The organism is Bradyrhizobium sp. CCBAU 11434 (assembly GCF_028128895.1).
Classification (GTDB): domain Bacteria; phylum Pseudomonadota; class Alphaproteobacteria; order Rhizobiales; family Xanthobacteraceae; genus Bradyrhizobium; species Bradyrhizobium zhengyangense.
In genome coordinates this window covers 185,917-204,479 of record NZ_LBJX01000004.1, presented here as the reverse complement: position 1 = coordinate 204,479, position 18,563 = coordinate 185,917, and the positions used below count along the sequence as shown (strand labels likewise).

Sequence of the window (18,563 nt, the reverse complement as noted above, 5' to 3'; positions counted from 1 at the left end):
ACAGCCAAGCGACCGTGGCATCTCGCCAGGAGAACAAGGCATGCCGGATTTGAGCGAAGCCACGCCGCCCTCGCGCTACGACCGGTTTCGGGCCATCATGGACGCGGCTGCCGGCGCCTCGACGGCAAGCTACATGTCGCATCCGCGCTTCTGGACACTGCCGCTGCCGGAACTGAGAGCCTTCGAGCTCTATGGCATCCCCATGATGCGCGGCGGAGACGGCTCGCCGCCGGCTGCCAAGCCATCATCCTGCTGTCATGGAAGCTGCGACGAGCATGCAGCCGCAGCCTCGCCCGGCAATGGCGACAACGCCGGACTGATCAAGGGCCTGCGCGGCCAGTATCCGTTCGACGGCACGCAATTTCCGCCGCTTCCCTGGGGCGGCAAGCGCGTCAGCGAAGCCGACATTGCGTTCATTGCGCACTGGATCACCGACGGCTGTCCCGGACCTGACGAAGACAAACTTCATGCCGGCGCGGCACAGGCCTCGGCCGTCACGCGCGCGCTGGTGACGGGAGACGCTCCGCACGCCCTGTTCACGGGCCCCACCAACCAGCTCGCGCACGATTCCGGCGGCGTGCGCGCGCGCAAGAACGTGGCCTATCTGTCCGACGAGGAGCTGCGGCGCCTGCGGGCCGCGATCGCCCAGATGAAGTCGCTCGATGCCTATCCGCAGGACGAGCGAAGCTTTGCCTATTGGGCCCGCATCCACGCCAACCAGTGCCAGCACGGCTGGGAACAATTTCTGACCTGGCATCGCGCCTATCTGTACGGCTTCGAAAAGCAGCTCCAGGACATCGATCCGACCGTGACCCTGCCCTATTGGGACTGGGCGGCCGACAGCGCCAACGTCAAGGCCTCGCTCGAGGACATGGGCAAGGTCGCAAACGACAATGGCATCGTCCCCGCCGCCTATCGCTGCTGGATCGACGAGGACGGACTGCGCAAGCTGACCGACGGCGGCAAGGTCTCGGCGGAGGTGCTGGCGGCCTTGCGCGGCATCATCGGCAAGGACTTCAATTCCGGCGCGCGCTTGTTCGCCGCTGCGAAGATCAGCTACGGCGCGGCGCCCGAGAGCGACGAGGCGATCAAGTCGGTTCTGGGCGACATCAATCCGCTGTTCGACTGGAAGCGTTGGCCCGGCGGCAACGCCGACCTGATCTTCGAGGCCTATCCGACGCCCGACGACGTCGAGCGCATCCTCGAGATCGAAAGCTTCTTTGATTTCGCCAGCGGCAGCCGCGGCAACCAGTTCTTCGGCGCGCTGGAGACCATCCACAACCTGATTCACAATTTCTCGGGCGGCAAGAACCCGTTTTCGAGCATCGTGCCTAGCGAACAGCCATACGGCGACATGCAGGATCCCGGCACCACCGCGTTCGATCCGATCTTCTGGGGGCATCACAGCAATTGCGACCGGCTGTGGGCGGAATGGCAGCGTCGCAATCCCAGCGGCGGACCCGACGATCCCGGCGACGTGCTGCCGCCGTGGAACTTCACCGTCGCTGACACCGCCAGCATTTCGCGGCTCGGCTACGAATACATGATGGCCGCGAACATGTTCGTGACCAACAGCGCGGTGCCGCTGCAGCGCTTCCAGTCCGCCGCGGCGCCTGTCCATCCCAAGGTCGTCGCCGACCATAGTCACGCGGAGATCCGCCTGCACGCGGTGCAATACGTCACGCGTCCCGGTTTTCACATCCGCGCCTTCCTCAACACGCCGGGCGCGACCGTCGAGACGCCGACGCGCGGCAATCCCAACTATGTCGGGATGGTCAGCATGTTCACCGGCGTCTGCGTCGGCGGCCCCGGCCATTGCGACGTTCCGGAACCGCGCACCGCGCGCTTCGATTTGCGGCCGCGACCGCACAAGACCCCCGGCAATTTCCGCATCGACGCCACCGAGGCGGTGAAGCGGCTGAAGGCTGACGGCGCGACCTCGTTCAGCGTCAACCTCGTCGTCCTCAACACCGACGGAACGCCGGCGACCGATGCCCTGAAGATCGACGCCGTTTCACTCAACTTCTTCGATCGGTTCTCGAGATCGAGACAATAGGCCCGTCATGGCAACAAGCTTTCGCATTCATCCCGCGATCGGCATTGCGCGGCTCGGCAACTCGCCGGACAAGTTCTGCATCTCCCCCGACAAGGGCGGACATTTGCCGATCAAATGCGACGATCAGGGCAATCCGATCCTGAACAAGAAGGGCGAAGAGGAGAGCGTCAAATATTTCAATGACGACAAGGGCAGGATCCTGCGCCAGGCGGCGCGCTTTCGCGTCTTCATCTACGACGACAAATCACCTGATGGCCGCGAGGCCGCCATCGGCGACCAGGTCGACATCGTCAATCGCCGGAACGGCCAGCTGCTGACCTTGCGGATCGACGACATCCAGTGGACGGCCTATCTCGCCAACAAGAAGGCGAGCTGGTACGCGTTCGCGGAGACCGACGGCGAGCACGGCTATGCGTCCGACCATCCGCTGCGCAACGCCGACATCACCAACAGCGAGGAGCGCCAGCGCCTCATCATCGATCCCGGCCCGCGCACCGTGAGCTTCATGGGGTCGCAGCAGGCGATCTTCGACAAGAACAGTCCCGGGCCGACCAGCTTTCCGCCCGACCTGGTGCCGAACTCGATCGCGGCCTTGGGCGAGCTCAGATGCACCCAGATGGCGAACAAGAACCGGCTTCTGGTGCTGGGCGGCTTCGGCAATTCGGGGACAATGCTGGACGGTTTCGGCAATCCCAAGATCGAGGAATACGCCAACAACGACGGCTGGTTCGACGACATCTCCGATGGCCCGGTCAACGCGCGCTTCATCGGCACCGTGGTCGCCATCGACAAACGCCCTGTCAAACCGCTGGGCAAGCCGGTTCTCGCGCCGGCCGCGATTGATCCGGCCTGGGTCATCGTCGGTTATCCGCGCTACGTGCCGCAGGCCGTCGACGTCGTCACTATGGATGACCTGCTGTTCGACATCGCCGTGCGGCATTTCGGTTACGTGCCCTACCTCTACGGTATCCCGCCTTACACGGGATCGGCCGTGGTTCCGAAGGACGAGGCGGGCCTGCGCATCTGGCGCGCACAGGCGCAATGGAACGCCGACTTCCGCCCGTATTTCGGTCGCGACATCCTGCCGATCCTGCTGCGCCCGCTCGATGCGCAGAATTTCATGGACGCCGATGCATTGACCGGCGGCAACCCGCACAACACGGCCCCCGGCGGCAATTTCGATTTCACCGATCTGTCGGTGCCGCCCTATCCTGACGAGCCCGAGGCGGATCGCCGCCGCCGCCATCAGATGCGCCAGCTGCTGTATGCGGTGTTGCGCAAGCCCGGACAGGAAAACGAACTGTTCGCACCGGCAGGCCCAGGCATCCCGGGCGGCAAGCTGTTCGCGATGCCGCTGCTGTGCGGCGACAATGCGCTCTCGAACACGGCGCCGTCGAAATTCCTGCGCCTGACCGAGACCATGCTGTTCCTGCTCAAGCAATGGGCCGACGGGCTCTTCATCAACGAGGACGCCGAAGACATCAAACCCGGCCTGATGCATCCGGGACCTGGCGCTGCGCTGGACCGCGGCGCGCTGGCCTCAGCCCTCGGCGGAGCGTTCTGTCCGGGCGCCGAGGCGGGCTGGATCATGCGCAATCCTGCGATCTATTCCGCGGCCTACCGCATCAAGCCGGCACCGCCGTCGCAAGGCGAGCTTTCCTTGCCGGGCGGAGCAGAGCTCAGCAACGGGCTCGAGCCAGGCGACATCACCAAATACAGCGCGCTGCCGTGGCAGTCCGATTTCAACGAATGCACCAACCAGCCGGTCGACGTCACCTATCGCGACTGGAACAATCTCGAGCTCGACAGCGTCGGCGACCCTGCCGCGCAGGCCTTTCAGCTGACCTATTGGTGGCCGGTCCACCGCCCCTTCATTTTCAACGGTGCGCCATGGTCGCCGACGGCGCAGAACAACGCCGGCGATCTCGCCATGACCACGGCATGGGCGTCGTTGCGCTTCATCATCCAGAGCGACGGGCAATATACGTTCGCGCCCACGCCGCCGGACCAACCCAAATCGTGAGGCGACGCTAATATGTCGCATCACGATGTGGTCATCCTCGGCGGAGGCCCTGCCGGAACGGCCCTGGGACTGGAGCTGAAGCGTCACGCATCTGACCTGAAAATCCTGATCGCCGAGGCCGCCATCGCGACGGACTGGCGGATCGGGGAAACGCTCGCGCCGGGCGCTGTGCAACTCCTGAACGGACTGGGCTGCCGGGACCACATCCTGCGCGATGGAGCGATCGAGGGCGTCCGCTCCCAGGCCGCCTGGGGAAGCGACCGCCCTCATGCCCATGACTTCATGTTTTCGACGCGCGGCAGTGCCTGGCACCTCGACCGTACCAGCTTCGACGAAGCCTTACGCGCCGCTGCCGAGGCTGCCGGCATCGAGGTCTGGCGCGGCGCGCGCTTCCTGTCCGCCGTCGCGGAAGCTGCGGGATGGCAGCTTTCCCTCGACTGCCAGGGACGGCGCGTCGAGATCGGCGCGCGCTTCGTCGCTGATGCCACCGGACGATCGGCGCAGTTCGCGACGAGCCAGGGCAGCCGCAGACGTTTTGCCGATCGCCTGGTGGGCGTTGCCGCATTGGTGCGCCTTCGCGATGGTGCGATCCGCGATCACGCTACGCTGGTCGAGGCCTGCGAGAACGGATGGTGGTATTCGACTGCACTCCCTGATGGCCTGATGGTGCTGGCCTGGATGAGCGACAGCGACATCGTCCACCATCATTCCAGCGCACGGCTCGGACCCTGGCTCGCGCAATTGCGCGCGGCGCCGCTGACGGCGGCGCGCGCAGCCACGGCCAATAGCGCAGAGCGCATCTTCACCTGGCCGGCGCGCTCGCATTGCCTCGATCACGTGAGCGGGCGCAACTGGGTCGCGGTGGGCGATGCGGCCTCGAGCTGGGATCCGCTGTCGTCGGCCGGCATCATGAAGGCGCTGCGCACCGGCAAGCTCGGCGCATTCGTCCTGCTCGATGCGATCAGAGGCGTCGATGGCGGCGGCGCGAAATATCGCAGGCTGATCGAAGCCGAGTACCGCCATTACCGGCGCGACAGGCGCACCGTCTATCGCATGGAGCGGCGCTGGAGCGGATCCGCGTTCTGGCAGCGCCGGCATGCGGCCGAGCCGTTCGATCGCGAACCGGCCGTGCATTTTGCAGGAGAACCTTAGGATGGCAGGCAACAAGGTCTTCCCCCGCACCCAGCGGATCGGGATCGTCGTGTTCAATGGATTCGAGCCGATCGACGTCTGGGGATTCGTCGAGGCGTTCTCGATTTCGCGCTTCCTCGGCACATCCTATGAGGCGCCGCCCGCCTATCCCTTCGAGATCAAGCTGATCAGCCGCGACGGCAAGAACGTCAAAAGCAGCAACGGACCTTCGGTCGCGCCCGACTGGGATTTCGCGCGCGCGCTCGAGGAGCGGCTCGATCTCCTGATGATCCCGGGCGGCGGAGGAACGCGGCCGCTGCTGGACGAAAAGAAGCATCCGAAAGAGGTCAAGGCGTTGCTGGCATGGGTCCATCAGATGGATGCCCGCGTCCCCATCATGACGTCGGTCTGCACCGGCGCCGCGGTGCTGGCGCGCGCCGGGCTGCTCGATGGAAAGCCGGCCGCAACCAACCATTTCGCCTTCAGCTGGGTGGCGCAGTTTGGTCCCAAGGTGCTGTGGGACAGCGTGTCACGCTGGGTCGACGCCGGGAAATATGTCACCAGCGCCGGCGTGTCCGCCGGCACCGACATGGGCTTCTATCTGGTCTCGCGGCTCGCCGGCCGCGCCGTCGCCGAGAATGCCGCCATGGCCGCGGAATATGACTGGCACCGCGATCCGCAGACGCCGATCTTCTATCCGCAGCAGGCGTCCACGTAAGTCCGGGCGCGACGGCGCCTCGCACCAGATGAATCGCCTCCATGCAAATGGGCGCGAACGTAGTCCGCGCCCATTTGCGGCAGTCAAGTCGCGTCAGTGGTGATGTCCGCCGCCGGCCATCGCCCGCAGCGGCGCGGTACCTTCCGGGCTGACGACTTCGACGACCTCCATCATGCCGAGATCTTCGTGATCCAGGATGTGACAGTGCAGGACGAAGGCGCCGATATAGTCGGTGTACTGGGTGTAAACGTTGATCTGCTTCCCTGGCGGGATCAGCACGGTATCCTTCCACACCGTCTCCGGGCCCGACGGTCCCTGCCGTTCGAACTGGAACGGATTGACGTGGATGTGGAAGACGTGGGGCAACGCCGGAATGCCGTTGTTCGCGGCGGGATCGCCGACGGTCGAGAGCGACCATTGGTCGACGGTGTTCAGCACCACCTTGCGGCTGTGGTTGGGATCGAAGGCCTCGTAATTGATCTGGAAGTAGTTGCGACTACCAGGGACATCCTGGCCGAGCTTGAACACGACCTGCTGCACGCCGACCGCCTTCGCCTTCAGGTCGAGGTTCGGGAACGGCGCGAGCGGGGCCATCTCGGCGCTGGTCGGCAGCGCCATATCGACGGGATCGCCCTGCACGTCGACGATCGCCAACACCTCCTCGGGCTGGGCCACGGCGCGCAACGACTGCGCGGCGGTCAGCGCCCCGTTGATCAACTGGTAGCGGCCTGGTGTCTTGCTGGCCTGCACCAGAACGTCGCTGCGGTAGCCGGGCTGGAGCTCGATCGTCTGCCCCGCGGGCCAGGTATCGACGCGGCCGAGATAGAGACCATCGAGCGCGATCTCATGCAACGGATGACCTTCCAGCCGGATCGCGAGCGAGGCGCGGAAGCCGGTGTCGATCATGCGCCAGCGCTGCACCTCGCCGGGCCGCATCGTGATGACAGGACGAATCTGGCCGTTGATGGTGATCTGCCGCTTGCTGCAGGTCCAGGTGCCGGGGTTGGGCGTCGGACAGGGTGAGGGATCAGGAAACAGCGCGGAGATCTGGTTCAGTTCGCCATTGGTGTTGTAGAGGATGGTCTGGAACAGCATGACCTTCTCGCCCTTGTTGGCTTCGCGCAACGCGGGCGGAATTTTCGCCGGATCGTCATCCAGGATGAGCGCGCCGGCCATGCCGCTGCCGACCTGGATCGAGGTCGAGCCATGGGTGTGGGCGTGATACCAGAACGAGCCGGGCGGATGGTTCGCGGGCACCCGGATCTCGTACGGGAACTGCGTCTGCGGCAACAGCGCGAGCAAGACGTTGTCGCTGTTGCCGACCGGCGAGACATGCAGGCCGTGGGTGTGCAGGTTCGTGGTGTTGAACGAGGCAGGCACCACGCTCAGATGCGCGTTCGACCGTTCCTGCTCGAATTGCTGATTGACCTGGTCGGGCGTTTCGACCGGGAGCTTGTTCGACAACAGGATGTTGAGCACGTCGCCCGGCTTGGCACGCAGCGTCGGCCCCGCGAGTTGCCCGCCATAAGTCCGCAGCGTGACGCCGCATCCACCGATGCTGACCTTGGTCGGGTCGGTGTACTCGACGTCGAGCCCGGCCTTCAGCGCGCCGTTCGAAGACACGATCTCAGGCGGATTGTGGAACGGCTTTTCGCCATAACGTGCCACGTCGATGTCCTTGTACTCGCAACCGGCGCGCTCGGCCTTTGCTGCGCCGGCGCCGGCCGCGGCGATGGCCACTGCGAGAGCTAGGGTCTGAATCGTCCGGTGATGCGACATGGCTCACTCCCGATCTGACAATCCCGAGATGATGGCTCCTGCACGCCGTCACAACCGTGATCCGGCGCAGCACGAGGGTGGAAATCACTTCAACGTGTGCAGTATCAATGTACAATCTAAAGGAGTTTTGCTACACTGCCAAGACGGATCGTCAATCCGAGCCGCAATGCGGCCGAACGGCGCGCAAGCGGTCAGGTTCGCGCGGTGAACCGTCGCGAATGCACCGATGCCAATGGCGGCAATTCAAAATCAATCTGCTAAAGCCGCAGCACGCGCGGCTCCGCGCGCGTGATGGAGCCGCCCAGCAGGCAACCAACGGGCCTCTCGCCGGCGAAGCCGAGGCGCACCCGGATCTCGGACAACGCTCCCATCGCGCGTCCCTGCATGATGGTGATCCGCGCGCTGTTGGGTTCGATCAGTTCGTTCTTGAGCAGTCCGAACGAAAGCGCCGCGGCGGCAATGCCGGTGGCCGCATCTTCCGGGTAGCCCGACGATTTCGGAAACTGCCGTGCTTCGAAACGTCGTTCGCCCTGGTGATCGATGGCGTAGGGGTAGAGGCCGGTCGATCCGATCCGCTCGCAGCATGCCTCGATCGCCGACGGGTTCGGCACCATTGCGTTGAGTTCGCGGACGCCCTTGACCGGGATCAGCGTCTTCACGCGCGAGGTGACGGCGTTCTGAATGGGCAGGTCGAGCAGATCGCGGCGCGACAGCTTGAGCGTCGACAGAACATCTTCCTCGTCCGCACGCGAGAGATCGACGACCTTGCCGACAGGCTGGCTGATTTCGACGGACGGGTCAGCTGAATCAGCATGATCGACATAGCCCGTCACCGTTCCGCTGCGCGTCTCGATGCGGACCTGTTTACCGGGCAAGCGACCTTTGATCGCGAGAGCCCAGAGCGCGCCGATCGTCGCATGACCGCACATCTCCATCTCGTGCCGAGGAACCCAGAACCGGAAGACGTAGTCAGCGTCGAGTCTCGGTGACGGCAGAACGAAGCCCGACTCATGCCCAAATTGCTGAGCCACCGACTGCATCTCCGCAGCGGAAAGCTTCAATGCATCGACGACAACAGGACATGGATTGCCGCCCTGCCCCAAGTGGGTGAAGACGTTGACAAGCTCGACGTCGGTCATCGGATAACTCTGTTCGTGGACAGAAGGCACGACGGCGGAGACGACAGCGATGGTATGGCTATCGCTGCTCCATCAGAAAGCCGATTTGCTCGATTAGGGCCGCTGCGCAAGCCCCAAAACAAAAATGGCCCGCATCAAGCGGGCCATTTTCGTATCGGAACCGGTCATTCCGAATTTGGTTGCGGGGATAGGATTTGAACCTATGACCTTCAGGTTATGAGCCTGACGAGCTACCGGGCTGCTCCACCCCGCGTTAAACCGTTGCGCGCCTTCGTAAAAATGCCGGGGACGGTGGATTGAGGGCCAACGCTGCTCGCGTGGCTTGCTTCTCCCGTCCCGAAGGCTTCCCTGGAAGGCAACCCGGGGGCCAAGCCCGTTGGGTGCGCGGGGTATGTACCAACCCGGACTGTCTTTGGAAAGGGCTGTGGGGACGTTTTTTTCGACTTTATGACAGCTGACGGGTGCGAATTCCGGCCGATTTGCCGCACACTTGCCAGAAGTTCCACAAACCGCCAGCTTGCGGCAACAAAACAGCCGCGAAGCGCCAGATAGGGAGGAGCGCCATGGATAACATTGTGGACCGCCCCGAGGCGAGCGCCGCGCTGGTCGCGCTGACGGTCAGTTTCGAGGCCATGTTTGCACGCTCGCGGGCGGAGCCGCCGGCTGATTGCGCCGAGCGGCTCGATCGGCTGGCGCGGTTGCGCGCCGTGGTGGCTGATCATGAGGAGCGCTTCCGGCAGGCCATCTCCGCCGATTTCGGCCATCGCTCGACGGTCGAGACCACCATCGCCGAGGCGATGCTGGTGTTCTCTGAGATCCGGCACGCCACAAAACATCTGAAGGGCTGGATGGCGCCGCAGCGCGTGGCAACCGCGCTGCAATTCCTGCCCGCGCGCAACCGGCTGATGCCGCAGCCGCTCGGCGTCGTCGGCATCGTCGCGCCCTGGAATTATCCGCTGCAGCTTACGCTAGCCCCCGCGATCGGCGCGATCGCGGCCGGCAACCGAATCATCATCAAGCCGAGCGAACTGGTGCCGCACTTCTCCGCGCTATTGAAGGAGATGGTCGCGGAGAGGTTCGACGCCACCGAGTTGCTCGTCACCGGTGTCGAGGACGACGTCGCAAAGGGCTTTGCTCACCTTCCGTTCGATCATCTCGTCTTCACCGGTTCGACCCGGGTCGGGCGGCTGGTCACGGAAGCCGCGGGGCGCAATCTCACGCCTGTCACGCTCGAGCTCGGCGGCAAGTCGCCCGCGATCATCGATGCGTCAGCCGATCTCGACGAAGCGGCCGAGCGCATCGCCTATGGCAAGCTGCTCAATGCCGGTCAGACCTGCATCGCGCCCGACTATGTGCTGGTGCCCGAGTCCACGTTGCAGGCGTTCGCCGAGAAGGTGCGCGCCGCGATGCGGCGCATGTTCGGCACCGACCCCGCCAACAAGGACTACACCTCGATCATTTCCGACCGCCACTATGCACGGCTCGAAGGGCTGGTCGCGGAGGCGGCCCAGCGCGGCGCAAAGATCCTGCAACCCGCTAGGGCCGATGATCCCAACTGGAAGGCGCACCGCAAATTTCCGCCGACGCTGATCCTTGGCGCAACTGAAGACATGGCGGTGATGCGGGAGGAGATCTTTGGACCCGTGCTGCCGGTGCTGGGCACGCACGAGCCGGCCGACGCCATCACCTTCATCAACCGCCGCGACCGGCCGCTCGCGCTGTACTGGTTCGGCAAGGACGGCGAGGCGCGAGACCAGGTGCTGGCGCGCACTGTCTCGGGCGGCGTCACCATCAACGATTGCCTGTTTCACTTCGCGCAGACTAACCAGCCGATGGGCGGCGTCGGCGCATCCGGCACCGGCGCCTATCACGGCGAGTGGGGTTTTCGCACATTCAGCAAGCTGAAGCCGGTGTTCTATCGCTCCAAGTTCAACCGCCTCGCCGATCTCTATCCGCCCTATGGCGGCAAGATCGCGCGGCTGGAGAAGATGATGCGGTTCATGTCGTAGCTCGCGGTCATTCCGGGGCGCCTCGAAGAGGCGAGCCCGAAATCCATCCAACCGCGTCACGGGTGGCGCAATGGCTTCCGGGTTCGCGACTTCGTCGCGCCCCGGAATGACGAGAAGAAAATGCAGGGGGAAACACAAGTGACTGACACATTCGATTTCATCGTCGTGGGCGCGGGCTCGGGCGGATGCGCGGCGGCGGGGCGGCTGTCGGAGGATGCGGCGACATCTGTAGCGCTGCTCGATGCCGGCGGGCGCAACGACACATGGCGCATCACCACGCCGTTCGGGCTCGCATTGCCATACAGCGCGGCCAACTGGGCCTTCGATACCGTGCCCCAGAAGGGCTTGAACGGCCGCATCGGCTATCAACCGCGCGGCAAGGGCCTTGGCGGCTCCTCGGCGATCAATGCCATGGTCTATATCCGCGGCCACAAATGGGACTACGACCACTGGGCCTCGCTCGGCAATGTCGGCTGGTCGTATGCAGACGTGCTGCCCTATTTCAAGCGCTCGGAAAACAACAGCGATTTCGACGGCGAATATCATGGCAAGGGCGGCCCGCTGCATGTCAACAGGCTGCGCTCGGACAATCCGATCCATGAGATCTTCCATCAGGCCGCGCGCGAGGCGCAGTTCCGCATCCGCGAGGACTTCAACGCAGAGGATCACGAAGGCCTCGGCAGCTATCAGGTGACGCAGCACAAGGGCGAGCGCTGGAGCGCGGCGCGGGCCTATGTGAATCCCCATCTGGACAAGCGCACCAATCTGCGCGTCGAGACGGGGGCGCATGCCACCAAAATCCTGTTCGAAGGTGGGCGCGCGGTCGGCGTCGAATATGTACAGGGTAAGCAAAAGAAGCAGCTGCGCGCACGCCGCGAGGTCATCCTCGCCTCCGGCGCGTTCCAGTCGCCGCAATTGCTGATGCTGTCGGGCATCGGCGACGGCGAGGCGCTGGGCAAGCACGGTATCAGCGTCACGCATCACCTGCCGGGCGTCGGGCGAAATCTGCAGGACCATCCGGATTTCGTGTTCGTCTATGCCTCCGACTATCCGCACTTCGTTCACGCCTCGCTTGGCCGGTTGCCATCCCTGCTTCGCGGCATCCAGCAATACCGCCGGGAGAGACGCGGCCTGATGACCACCAATTTCGCCGAGTGCGGCGGCTTCCTGAAGACGCGCCCCGATCTCGACGTGCCTGACATCCAGCTCCACTTCGTCATCGCGATGCTCGACGATCACGGCCGCAAGAAGCACAAGGAGGCTGGCTTCTCATGCCACGTCTGCCTGCTCAGGCCGAAGAGCCGCGGCAGCGTGTGGCTCAGAAGCGCCGACCCACTCGCTGCACCGATGATCGATCCGAATTTTCTGGGCGAGGCGGAGGATCTCGAGTCGATGGTCGCGGGCTTCAAGACCACACGGCGGCTGATGGAGACGCCTGCGCTGCGCGCGTTGCAGAAGAAGGATATGTTCACATCCGATGTGCGCACCGACGACGACATCCGCAACGTTCTGCGCAATCGCGTCGACACCGTCTATCACCCTGTCGGCACCTGCAAGATGGGCACGGACGCGATGGCCGTGGTCGATTCGAAGCTGAAGGTGCATGGCGTGGACGGTTTGCGCATCGTCGATGCCTCGATCATGCCGACGCTGATCGGCGGCAACACCAATGCGCCTGTCATCATGATCGGGGAGAAGGCCGCGGATATGATCCGGGCGGAGGTGCGGTAGAGCTCTCCGCAAACTCCGCTGTCGTCCCGGACAAGCGAAGCGCAGATCCGGAATGACGGCGGTGTTCAACTCCACGAGAGCTCGCGCCTGCGCGGATATTTTCTTTACTGACGTTGAATAGTCATGGAGTGGGTGCAGTATTTCAGCCACGGAGCCACAAAAAATGCAGACGATTTTAGCGATCTGAAACCGGAACGATCGGTGCGACGTTCATTCGTTCCATTGGCAGGGTTTCGCTCATGAACAGTTTCGATCTCGCGGTCTATGCGGCGCTCGCAATTGCCATCGGCTTCGGCTTCAGGACCGGCCTGCTCGGCAGCGCCATGACCATCCTCGCCTATCTCCTCGCGGCTCCCATTGCGGTGGCGCTGATGCCGCTGATCGTGCCGCAGGTCGCCGGCAATCCGAACGCGCCGCTGGTTCAGAACTGGATCTGGTTCTTCGGCATCTTCATCGTCGTCGGCATGCTGTTCGGCTATATCGGCCGCCTCGCGCTGAGCGACACGATCCGTGACGCCGGGATCGGCGACCGCCTCGGCGGCGCCGCGCTTGGCGCCATCAGGGTCGGGCTCGTTGCCACCACGCTTGTGCTGGTGTTCGACCAGATCGTGCCGGCCAACCACCAGCCGCCCTTCCTCGCCGGCTCGCATCTGCGGCCGCTGTTCTCGCTGGTCGGCCAGATGGGCTTCAAGTCGCTGCCGCCGGAGGCCGCCGAGGCGATCGACCGCCTCAAGCAAGAGCGGCGCATCTAGTGCATCGCAACTCGGGCCGCCATGCATTTTGACGCGGGCACGTCCCTTATCAGCGGCGCCGATGTTGGCTAGAGTGCCGCCCGTTCAAAAACCTGCCTGCTATTTTCGGGAGTGAAACTGTGGATCTTGGGATCAAAGGTCGCCGCGCCATCGTCTGCGCATCCAGCAAGGGCCTGGGGCGCGCTTGCGCCTTCTCGCTGGCCGAAGCCGGCGTCGACGTCACGCTGACCGCGCGCGGCGCCGAGGCGCTGAAGAAGACGGCCGACGAAATCCGGAAGACCTATCCTTCCGTGAAGGTCACCGAGATCGTCGGCGACATCACGACGCCTGCGGGGCGCGAAGCCGTGCTGAAGGCCTGCCCCGAGCCTGATATCCTCATCAACAATGCCGGCGGTCCGCCGCCCGGCGATTTCCGCAACTGGACCCGCGACGACTGGATCAAGGCGATCGACGCCAACATGCTCACGCCGATCGAGCTGATCAAGGCGACCGTGGACGGCATGATGGCGCGCAAGTTCGGCCGCATCGTCAACATCACCTCGGCCGCGGTGAAGGCGCCGATCGACATCCTCGGCCTCTCCAACGGCGCGCGCGCCGGCCTCACCGGCTTCATCGCCGGCCTGTCGCGCAAGACCGTGATCAACAACGTCACCATCAACGGCCTGTTGCCGGGCCCGTTCGAGACGGATCGTCTGACCGGCACCGCCAAGGCCGAGGCCGACAAGCGCGGCACGACGCCGGAAGCGATCCTGTCCGAGCGCGCCAAGCTCAATCCCGCCGGCCGCTTCGGCCAGCCGGACGAGTTCGGCTATGCCTGCGCCTTCCTCTGCGGCGCCAAGGCGGGCTTCATCACCGGCCAGAACATCCTGCTCGACGGCGGTGCCTTCCCGGGCACGCTGTGAGGGCGATGGTGGCTCTTCACCTCTCCCCAGCGGGGAGAGGTCGATTTGCGTCAGCAAATCGGGTGAGGGGGTGCTGCGACACGCGAGAGCGTAACCCCTCACCCGGCGCTGCGCGCCGACCTCTCCCAAGGGAGAGGTGGATTTTTGATGCCGCGCCTGCTGGCCCAAAACTTCAACTCGGAAAGCAATCCGGATGAGAGCGGTCTGGTACGAGCAAACAGGGCCGGCCGTCGACGTTCTCACCTATGGTGAGATGGCGACGCCGGTCGCAGGTCCCGGCGAAGTTCGCATTCGCCTGGAGGCCTCCGGCGTCAATCCGGCCGATGTCGGCCGGCGCGGCGGCTCTTATCGCGCGATGGAATATCCGCGCGTCATCCCGAACAGTGATGGCGCGGGTTTGATCGATCAGGTCGGCGACGGCGTGACTAGGTTCAAGCCCGGCGACCGCGTCTGGCTGTTCAACGGCCAGCGCAACGGCCGCGCCTTCGGTACTGCGGCCGAATATATCGCGCTCGCCGAGCAGCTGGTGACGCCGCTGCCGGACCATCTTTCCTTTGCGGAAGGCGCCACGCTCGGCATCCCCGCAATGACGGCGTGGTGCTCGTTGTTTGCGGACGGGCCTGTTGTCGGCAAGACGGTTCTCGTCACCGGCGGCGCCGGCGCGGTCGGGCACTATGCGGTGCAATTGGCAAAATGGGGCGGCGCGCAGGTGATTGCGACCGTCAGCTCGGCGATGAAGGGCGAGCAGGCGCGGCGCGCGGGCGCTGATCTCGTGGTCAATTACAAAGACGAGGACGTCGTGGCGAAAGCGATGGCGTTTACTGGCGGACGCGGTGTCGATCATGTCGTCGATGTCGATTTCGGCGGCAATATCGCGACGACGCTGAAGCTGATGGCGCTGAATTCGACCATTGCTGTCTACGCCACCAACGGTAATCGCGCGCCTGTGGTGCCGATGCGCGAACTGATGGAGAAGTGCATCAATCTGCGCGCGCTGGTGCTGTTCGCCCTGCCGCCGGCGCTGCTCGCCGCGGCGCAGGCCGACATCTCGAAATGGCTGGCGGTGGTGCCGCGGCTTCACACGATCGCGGCGCAATTCGCGCTGTCGGATACGGCGCAGGCCCATCTCGCCGTCGAGAAGGGCGACAAGCTCGGCACCGTGATCGTCGACTGCGCCAAATAGGAGTTACCCCACCGGCGTGGTCCGCTCGTCGGACCAGTCGATGCCGAGCTCGTCCATGCCGTCGGCGAGGAGATCGCCGAGCATCGGTTCGCCCAGCAGATATTGCACCGTCTTGCGCCTCGGCGACTTGTACTCGCTGCGCGCCTCGACCGCGCGGGCGCGCAGATCGTCCCACTCGTCGACATCGCCGTCACCACGGCCGAGCCACATCAGCGTGACCAGGTCGAGCTGCTCGTCCTCGTTCAGCGCGCGGATGAAGCCGGCGAGCTCGGCTGCGACCGGATCGGAATTGTTGTCCTCGAGCACGTCGATCTCGTCGTCATCGGACGGATTGGAGCCCGAATCCGGATCGGACCCGGATTCCTTGACGTCGAATTCGCGCGCCTTCTCGATGATGAAAGCGACCTTGTCGGCGGAAATCGCAAGCTCTGGCATGGGCTCCCCCTTTGGCTCTCGACGGGTTCCTCACATAACGCAACATCGCGACAGATGATCCATTGCGCTTGGCGGCGGAAAGTGTGCATCTTTTGACGCCAAACAAAGAAAATAGGGGCACGCCCGATGCAGTGGAAGGTCGGCCAGGTCAAAATCGCCAAGGTCGTCGAAATGGAGACGGTCGGCTCGACCCGCTTCATCCTGCCGGCCGCGACCAATGATGAGATCCGGAAGCTGCCCTGGCTGATCCCGCATTTCGCCACCGAGGAAGGCCGGCTGAAAATGTCGATCCATTCGCTGGTGGTGGAGACGCCGACGCGCCGGATCGTGGTCGATACAGGCCTCGGCAACGACAAGCAGGGCCGCGGCGTCCCGGTCTGGAATAACCGCGACACGCCGTTTCTGGAAATGATGACAGCCGCGGGCTTTCCCCCTGAGAGCATCGACACCGTGTTGTGCACGCATCTGCATGTCGATCACGTCGGCTGGAATACGAAGCTGGTCGATGGCAAATGGGTGCCAACCTTCCCCAATGCGCGCTATTTGTTCGGCAAGACCGAATACGACTATTGGCGTGACTACACGGCCGAGCCGGACAAGGTCGCGGTGTTCAACGATTCCGTGAAGCCGGTCGTCGATGCGGGCAAGGTCGAAACGATCCCGAGCGACCACCGGCTCTGCGAGGAGATCAGCGTGATCCCGACCCCAGGCCACAGCCCCGGGCATATGAGCGTCCTGATCGAATCCGGCGGCGAGCAGGCGCTGCTTAGCGGCGACGTCGCCCATCATCCCTGCCAGATGGCCCATCTCGACTGGTGCTCTGTCGTCGATACCGACATCGCCCAATCCGCGGCAAGCCGGCACAAGGTGTTCTCGCGCTTTGCCGATACCCCGACGCTGGTGATTGGCGGCCATTTCTCGGCCGGGCATATCCGGCGGGAGGGCGATGCGTTCAGGTTTGAGGCGCTGCAATCCTAGCGGTCGTAGGGCGGCCACCCCGCGAATGAAGGGCTGCAATGCACCCCTTTTCGGCGGTTGAATTTCCCGCCGCCCTGTTCCATGAAGCTATTTAACCGATCAGTCCATCCCAAGGGAGAAACCAGAATGAAGCTTGTTCGTTACGGCGAAAAGGGTGCGGAGAAGCCCGGCCTGATCGACAAATCCGGCCAATTGCGCGACCTGTCGGCGCATCTGAAGGACCTCACCGGCGAGGCCTACTCGCCGGAATCTCTGAAGAAGCTCGCTGCGATCGACCCGGCCTCGCTGCCCGCGGTGTCCGGCAAGCCACGCTTCGGCGCGCCGGTCACCGGCATCTCGAAATTCGTCGCGATCGGCCTCAATTACAGCGACCACGCCAAGGAGACCGGCGCCGCGATCCCGACCGAGCCGATCATCTTCATGAAGGCCAACACCTCGCTGTCAGGCCCGAACGACAACGTCGAGAAGCCGCGCGGCTCGACCAAGCTCGACTGGGAGGTCGAGATCGCCGCCATCATCGGCACCCGCGCCAAGTACGTCTCGGAAGCCGACGCGCTGAACTACGTCGCCGGCTATTGCGTCTGCAACGACGTCTCCGAGCGCAACTTCCAGACCGAGCGCCTGGGTCAGTGGACCAAGGGCAAGTCGCACGACACGTTCGGCCCGGTCGGCCCCTGGCTCGCCACCAAGGACGAGATCAAGGACGTGCAGAACCTGTCGATGTGGCTCGACGTCAACGGCCAGCGCCGCCAGACCGGCTCGACCAAGACCATGATCTTCTCGATGGCCAAGTGCGTCTCCTATGTCTCGCAGTTCATGACGCTGCTGCCGGGCGACATCATCACCACGGGCACCCCGCCCGGCGTCGGCCTCGGCATGAAGCCGCCGACCTTCCTCAATGTCGGCGACGTCATCACGCTCGGCATCGAAGGCCTCGGCGAGCAGCGCCAGGAGATCGTGGCGGCGTAAGGGCTCCGCCCTCTCCCCGTCATTGCGAGCGAAGCGAAGCAATCCAGAGATGGTCCTACGGAGGCAGCCTGGATTGCTTCGTCGCTTCGCTCCTCGCAATGACCAAAACCAACTGCCGGCTACCCCGTAGGACATTCACCATGAAACTCTCCTTCTCCGCCGCCTCGCCCTTTGCCCGCAAGGTGCGCATCGCCGCGATCGAGCTCGGGCTGATCGACAAGATCGAGTTCACGCCGGCGACCGTCGCGCCGGGCACGGTCAATGAGGACTATTCGAAGATCACACCGCTGAAGAAGCTGCCGGTGCTGATCACTGATGATGGCGACGTGATTTTGGATTCCTACGTCATCGTCGAATATCTCAACGAGATGGCCGGCGGCAGCCTGATCCCGGATTACGGTCCGCGGCGCTGGAAGGCCAAGACCAACCACTCGCTGATCAACGGCATGCTCGATTCCATGCTGCTGTGCCGCTACGAGAAGATGGTGCGGCCGCAGGGCCTGCAATGGCAGGCGTGGTCGGACGACCATTGGAACCGGGCCTGGACCGGCATGGCGCGCTTCGAGAACATGCCTGAGGTACTGAACGGCCCGTTCGACATCTCGCAGATCGGCCTTGTTTGCGTGCTCGGCTATGCCGATTTCCGCTTCGCTGATTGCGGCTGGCGCAAGGCCTATCCGAAGCTCGACGCCTTCCACCAGAAGATGCTGGAGCGTCCCTCGGTGAAGATCTCGGTCCCGCCGGCGGCGTAGCGGGTC

Annotated in this window: 15 protein-coding genes and 1 tRNA gene; 12 read left to right on the top strand and 4 right to left on the bottom strand. The window is 64.2% G+C overall.

Features of this window, described 5'->3' with window-relative positions:
* The first annotated feature begins 40 nt into the window (after window positions 1–40).
* From XI06_RS06670 to XI06_RS06655, 4 genes are read left to right on the top strand one after another with little or no spacing between them, the layout of a single operon-like run.
* Complete coding sequence (locus XI06_RS06670; RefSeq protein ID WP_271604872.1) at window positions 41–2,056, top strand: tyrosinase family protein; 2,016 nt, start codon at window positions 41–43, stop codon at window positions 2,054–2,056.
* 7 nt (window positions 2,057–2,063) lie between these two features.
* The gene (locus XI06_RS06665) at window positions 2,064–4,079 is read left to right on the top strand and encodes a LodA/GoxA family CTQ-dependent oxidase (protein ID WP_271604871.1); all 2,016 of its coding nucleotides are present in this window, start codon (window positions 2,064–2,066) and stop codon (window positions 4,077–4,079) included.
* Window positions 4,080–4,091: 12 nt separating this feature from the next.
* Window positions 4,092–5,231: an NAD(P)/FAD-dependent oxidoreductase gene (locus tag XI06_RS06660; protein ID WP_271604870.1), complete on the top strand. Its 1,140-nt coding sequence runs from the start codon at window positions 4,092–4,094 to the stop codon at window positions 5,229–5,231.
* A gap of 1 nt (window position 5,232) precedes the next feature.
* A complete protein-coding gene (locus XI06_RS06655; protein WP_271604869.1) occupies window positions 5,233–5,928 on the top strand; it encodes a DJ-1/PfpI family protein in 696 nt (231 codons plus the stop codon).
* A gap of 93 nt (window positions 5,929–6,021) precedes the next feature.
* On the opposite strand, the gene XI06_RS06650 is transcribed toward XI06_RS06655, so the two are convergent.
* From XI06_RS06650 to XI06_RS06640, 3 genes are all read right to left on the bottom strand, one after another.
* Window positions 6,022–7,707, bottom strand: coding sequence for a multicopper oxidase family protein (locus XI06_RS06650; RefSeq protein WP_271604868.1), 1,686 nt, complete (start codon window positions 7,705–7,707; stop codon window positions 6,022–6,024).
* A 257-nt stretch (window positions 7,708–7,964) separates the two neighbouring features.
* Entirely contained in the window at window positions 7,965–8,846 is an 882-nt protein-coding gene (locus XI06_RS06645) for a PhzF family phenazine biosynthesis protein (protein WP_271604867.1), read from the bottom strand.
* A gap of 176 nt (window positions 8,847–9,022) precedes the next feature.
* Window positions 9,023–9,099: transfer RNA gene (locus XI06_RS06640), tRNA-Met, on the bottom strand.
* Between the two features lie 310 nt (window positions 9,100–9,409).
* Here XI06_RS06640 and XI06_RS06635 point away from each other — a divergent pair.
* From XI06_RS06635 to XI06_RS06615, 5 genes are all read left to right on the top strand, one after another.
* The gene (locus tag XI06_RS06635; protein ID WP_271604866.1) at window positions 9,410–10,855 is read left to right on the top strand and encodes a coniferyl aldehyde dehydrogenase; all 1,446 of its coding nucleotides are present in this window, start codon (window positions 9,410–9,412) and stop codon (window positions 10,853–10,855) included.
* Window positions 10,856–10,993: 138 nt separating this feature from the next.
* The gene (locus XI06_RS06630; RefSeq protein WP_271604865.1) at window positions 10,994–12,586 is read left to right on the top strand and encodes a GMC family oxidoreductase; all 1,593 of its coding nucleotides are present in this window, start codon (window positions 10,994–10,996) and stop codon (window positions 12,584–12,586) included.
* A gap of 239 nt (window positions 12,587–12,825) precedes the next feature.
* Window positions 12,826–13,338: a CvpA family protein gene (locus tag XI06_RS06625; RefSeq protein ID WP_271604864.1), complete on the top strand. Its 513-nt coding sequence runs from the start codon at window positions 12,826–12,828 to the stop codon at window positions 13,336–13,338.
* A gap of 119 nt (window positions 13,339–13,457) precedes the next feature.
* A complete protein-coding gene (locus tag XI06_RS06620; RefSeq protein WP_237864008.1) occupies window positions 13,458–14,240 on the top strand; it encodes an SDR family oxidoreductase in 783 nt (260 codons plus the stop codon).
* A gap of 193 nt (window positions 14,241–14,433) precedes the next feature.
* Window positions 14,434–15,423: an NADPH:quinone reductase gene (locus XI06_RS06615; RefSeq protein WP_271604863.1), complete on the top strand. Its 990-nt coding sequence runs from the start codon at window positions 14,434–14,436 to the stop codon at window positions 15,421–15,423.
* A 3-nt stretch (window positions 15,424–15,426) separates the two neighbouring features.
* Here the strand turns inward: XI06_RS06615 and XI06_RS06610 are convergent, their stop codons facing one another.
* Window positions 15,427–15,858, bottom strand: a complete 432-nt coding sequence (locus XI06_RS06610) for a DUF3775 domain-containing protein (protein WP_237864010.1) — start codon at window positions 15,856–15,858, stop codon at window positions 15,427–15,429.
* A 126-nt stretch (window positions 15,859–15,984) separates the two neighbouring features.
* On the opposite strand from XI06_RS06610, the gene XI06_RS06605 reads away from it, so the two are divergent.
* From XI06_RS06605 to XI06_RS06595, 3 genes are all read left to right on the top strand, one after another.
* Window positions 15,985–16,836, top strand: a complete 852-nt coding sequence (locus tag XI06_RS06605; RefSeq protein ID WP_271604862.1) for an MBL fold metallo-hydrolase — start codon at window positions 15,985–15,987, stop codon at window positions 16,834–16,836.
* Between the two features lie 126 nt (window positions 16,837–16,962).
* Window positions 16,963–17,805, top strand: a complete 843-nt coding sequence (locus XI06_RS06600) for a fumarylacetoacetate hydrolase family protein (RefSeq protein ID WP_237864012.1) — start codon at window positions 16,963–16,965, stop codon at window positions 17,803–17,805.
* Window positions 17,806–17,945: 140 nt separating this feature from the next.
* Window positions 17,946–18,557: a glutathione S-transferase family protein gene (locus XI06_RS06595; RefSeq protein ID WP_194464747.1), complete on the top strand. Its 612-nt coding sequence runs from the start codon at window positions 17,946–17,948 to the stop codon at window positions 18,555–18,557.
* Window positions 18,558–18,563 lie beyond the last annotated feature (6 nt).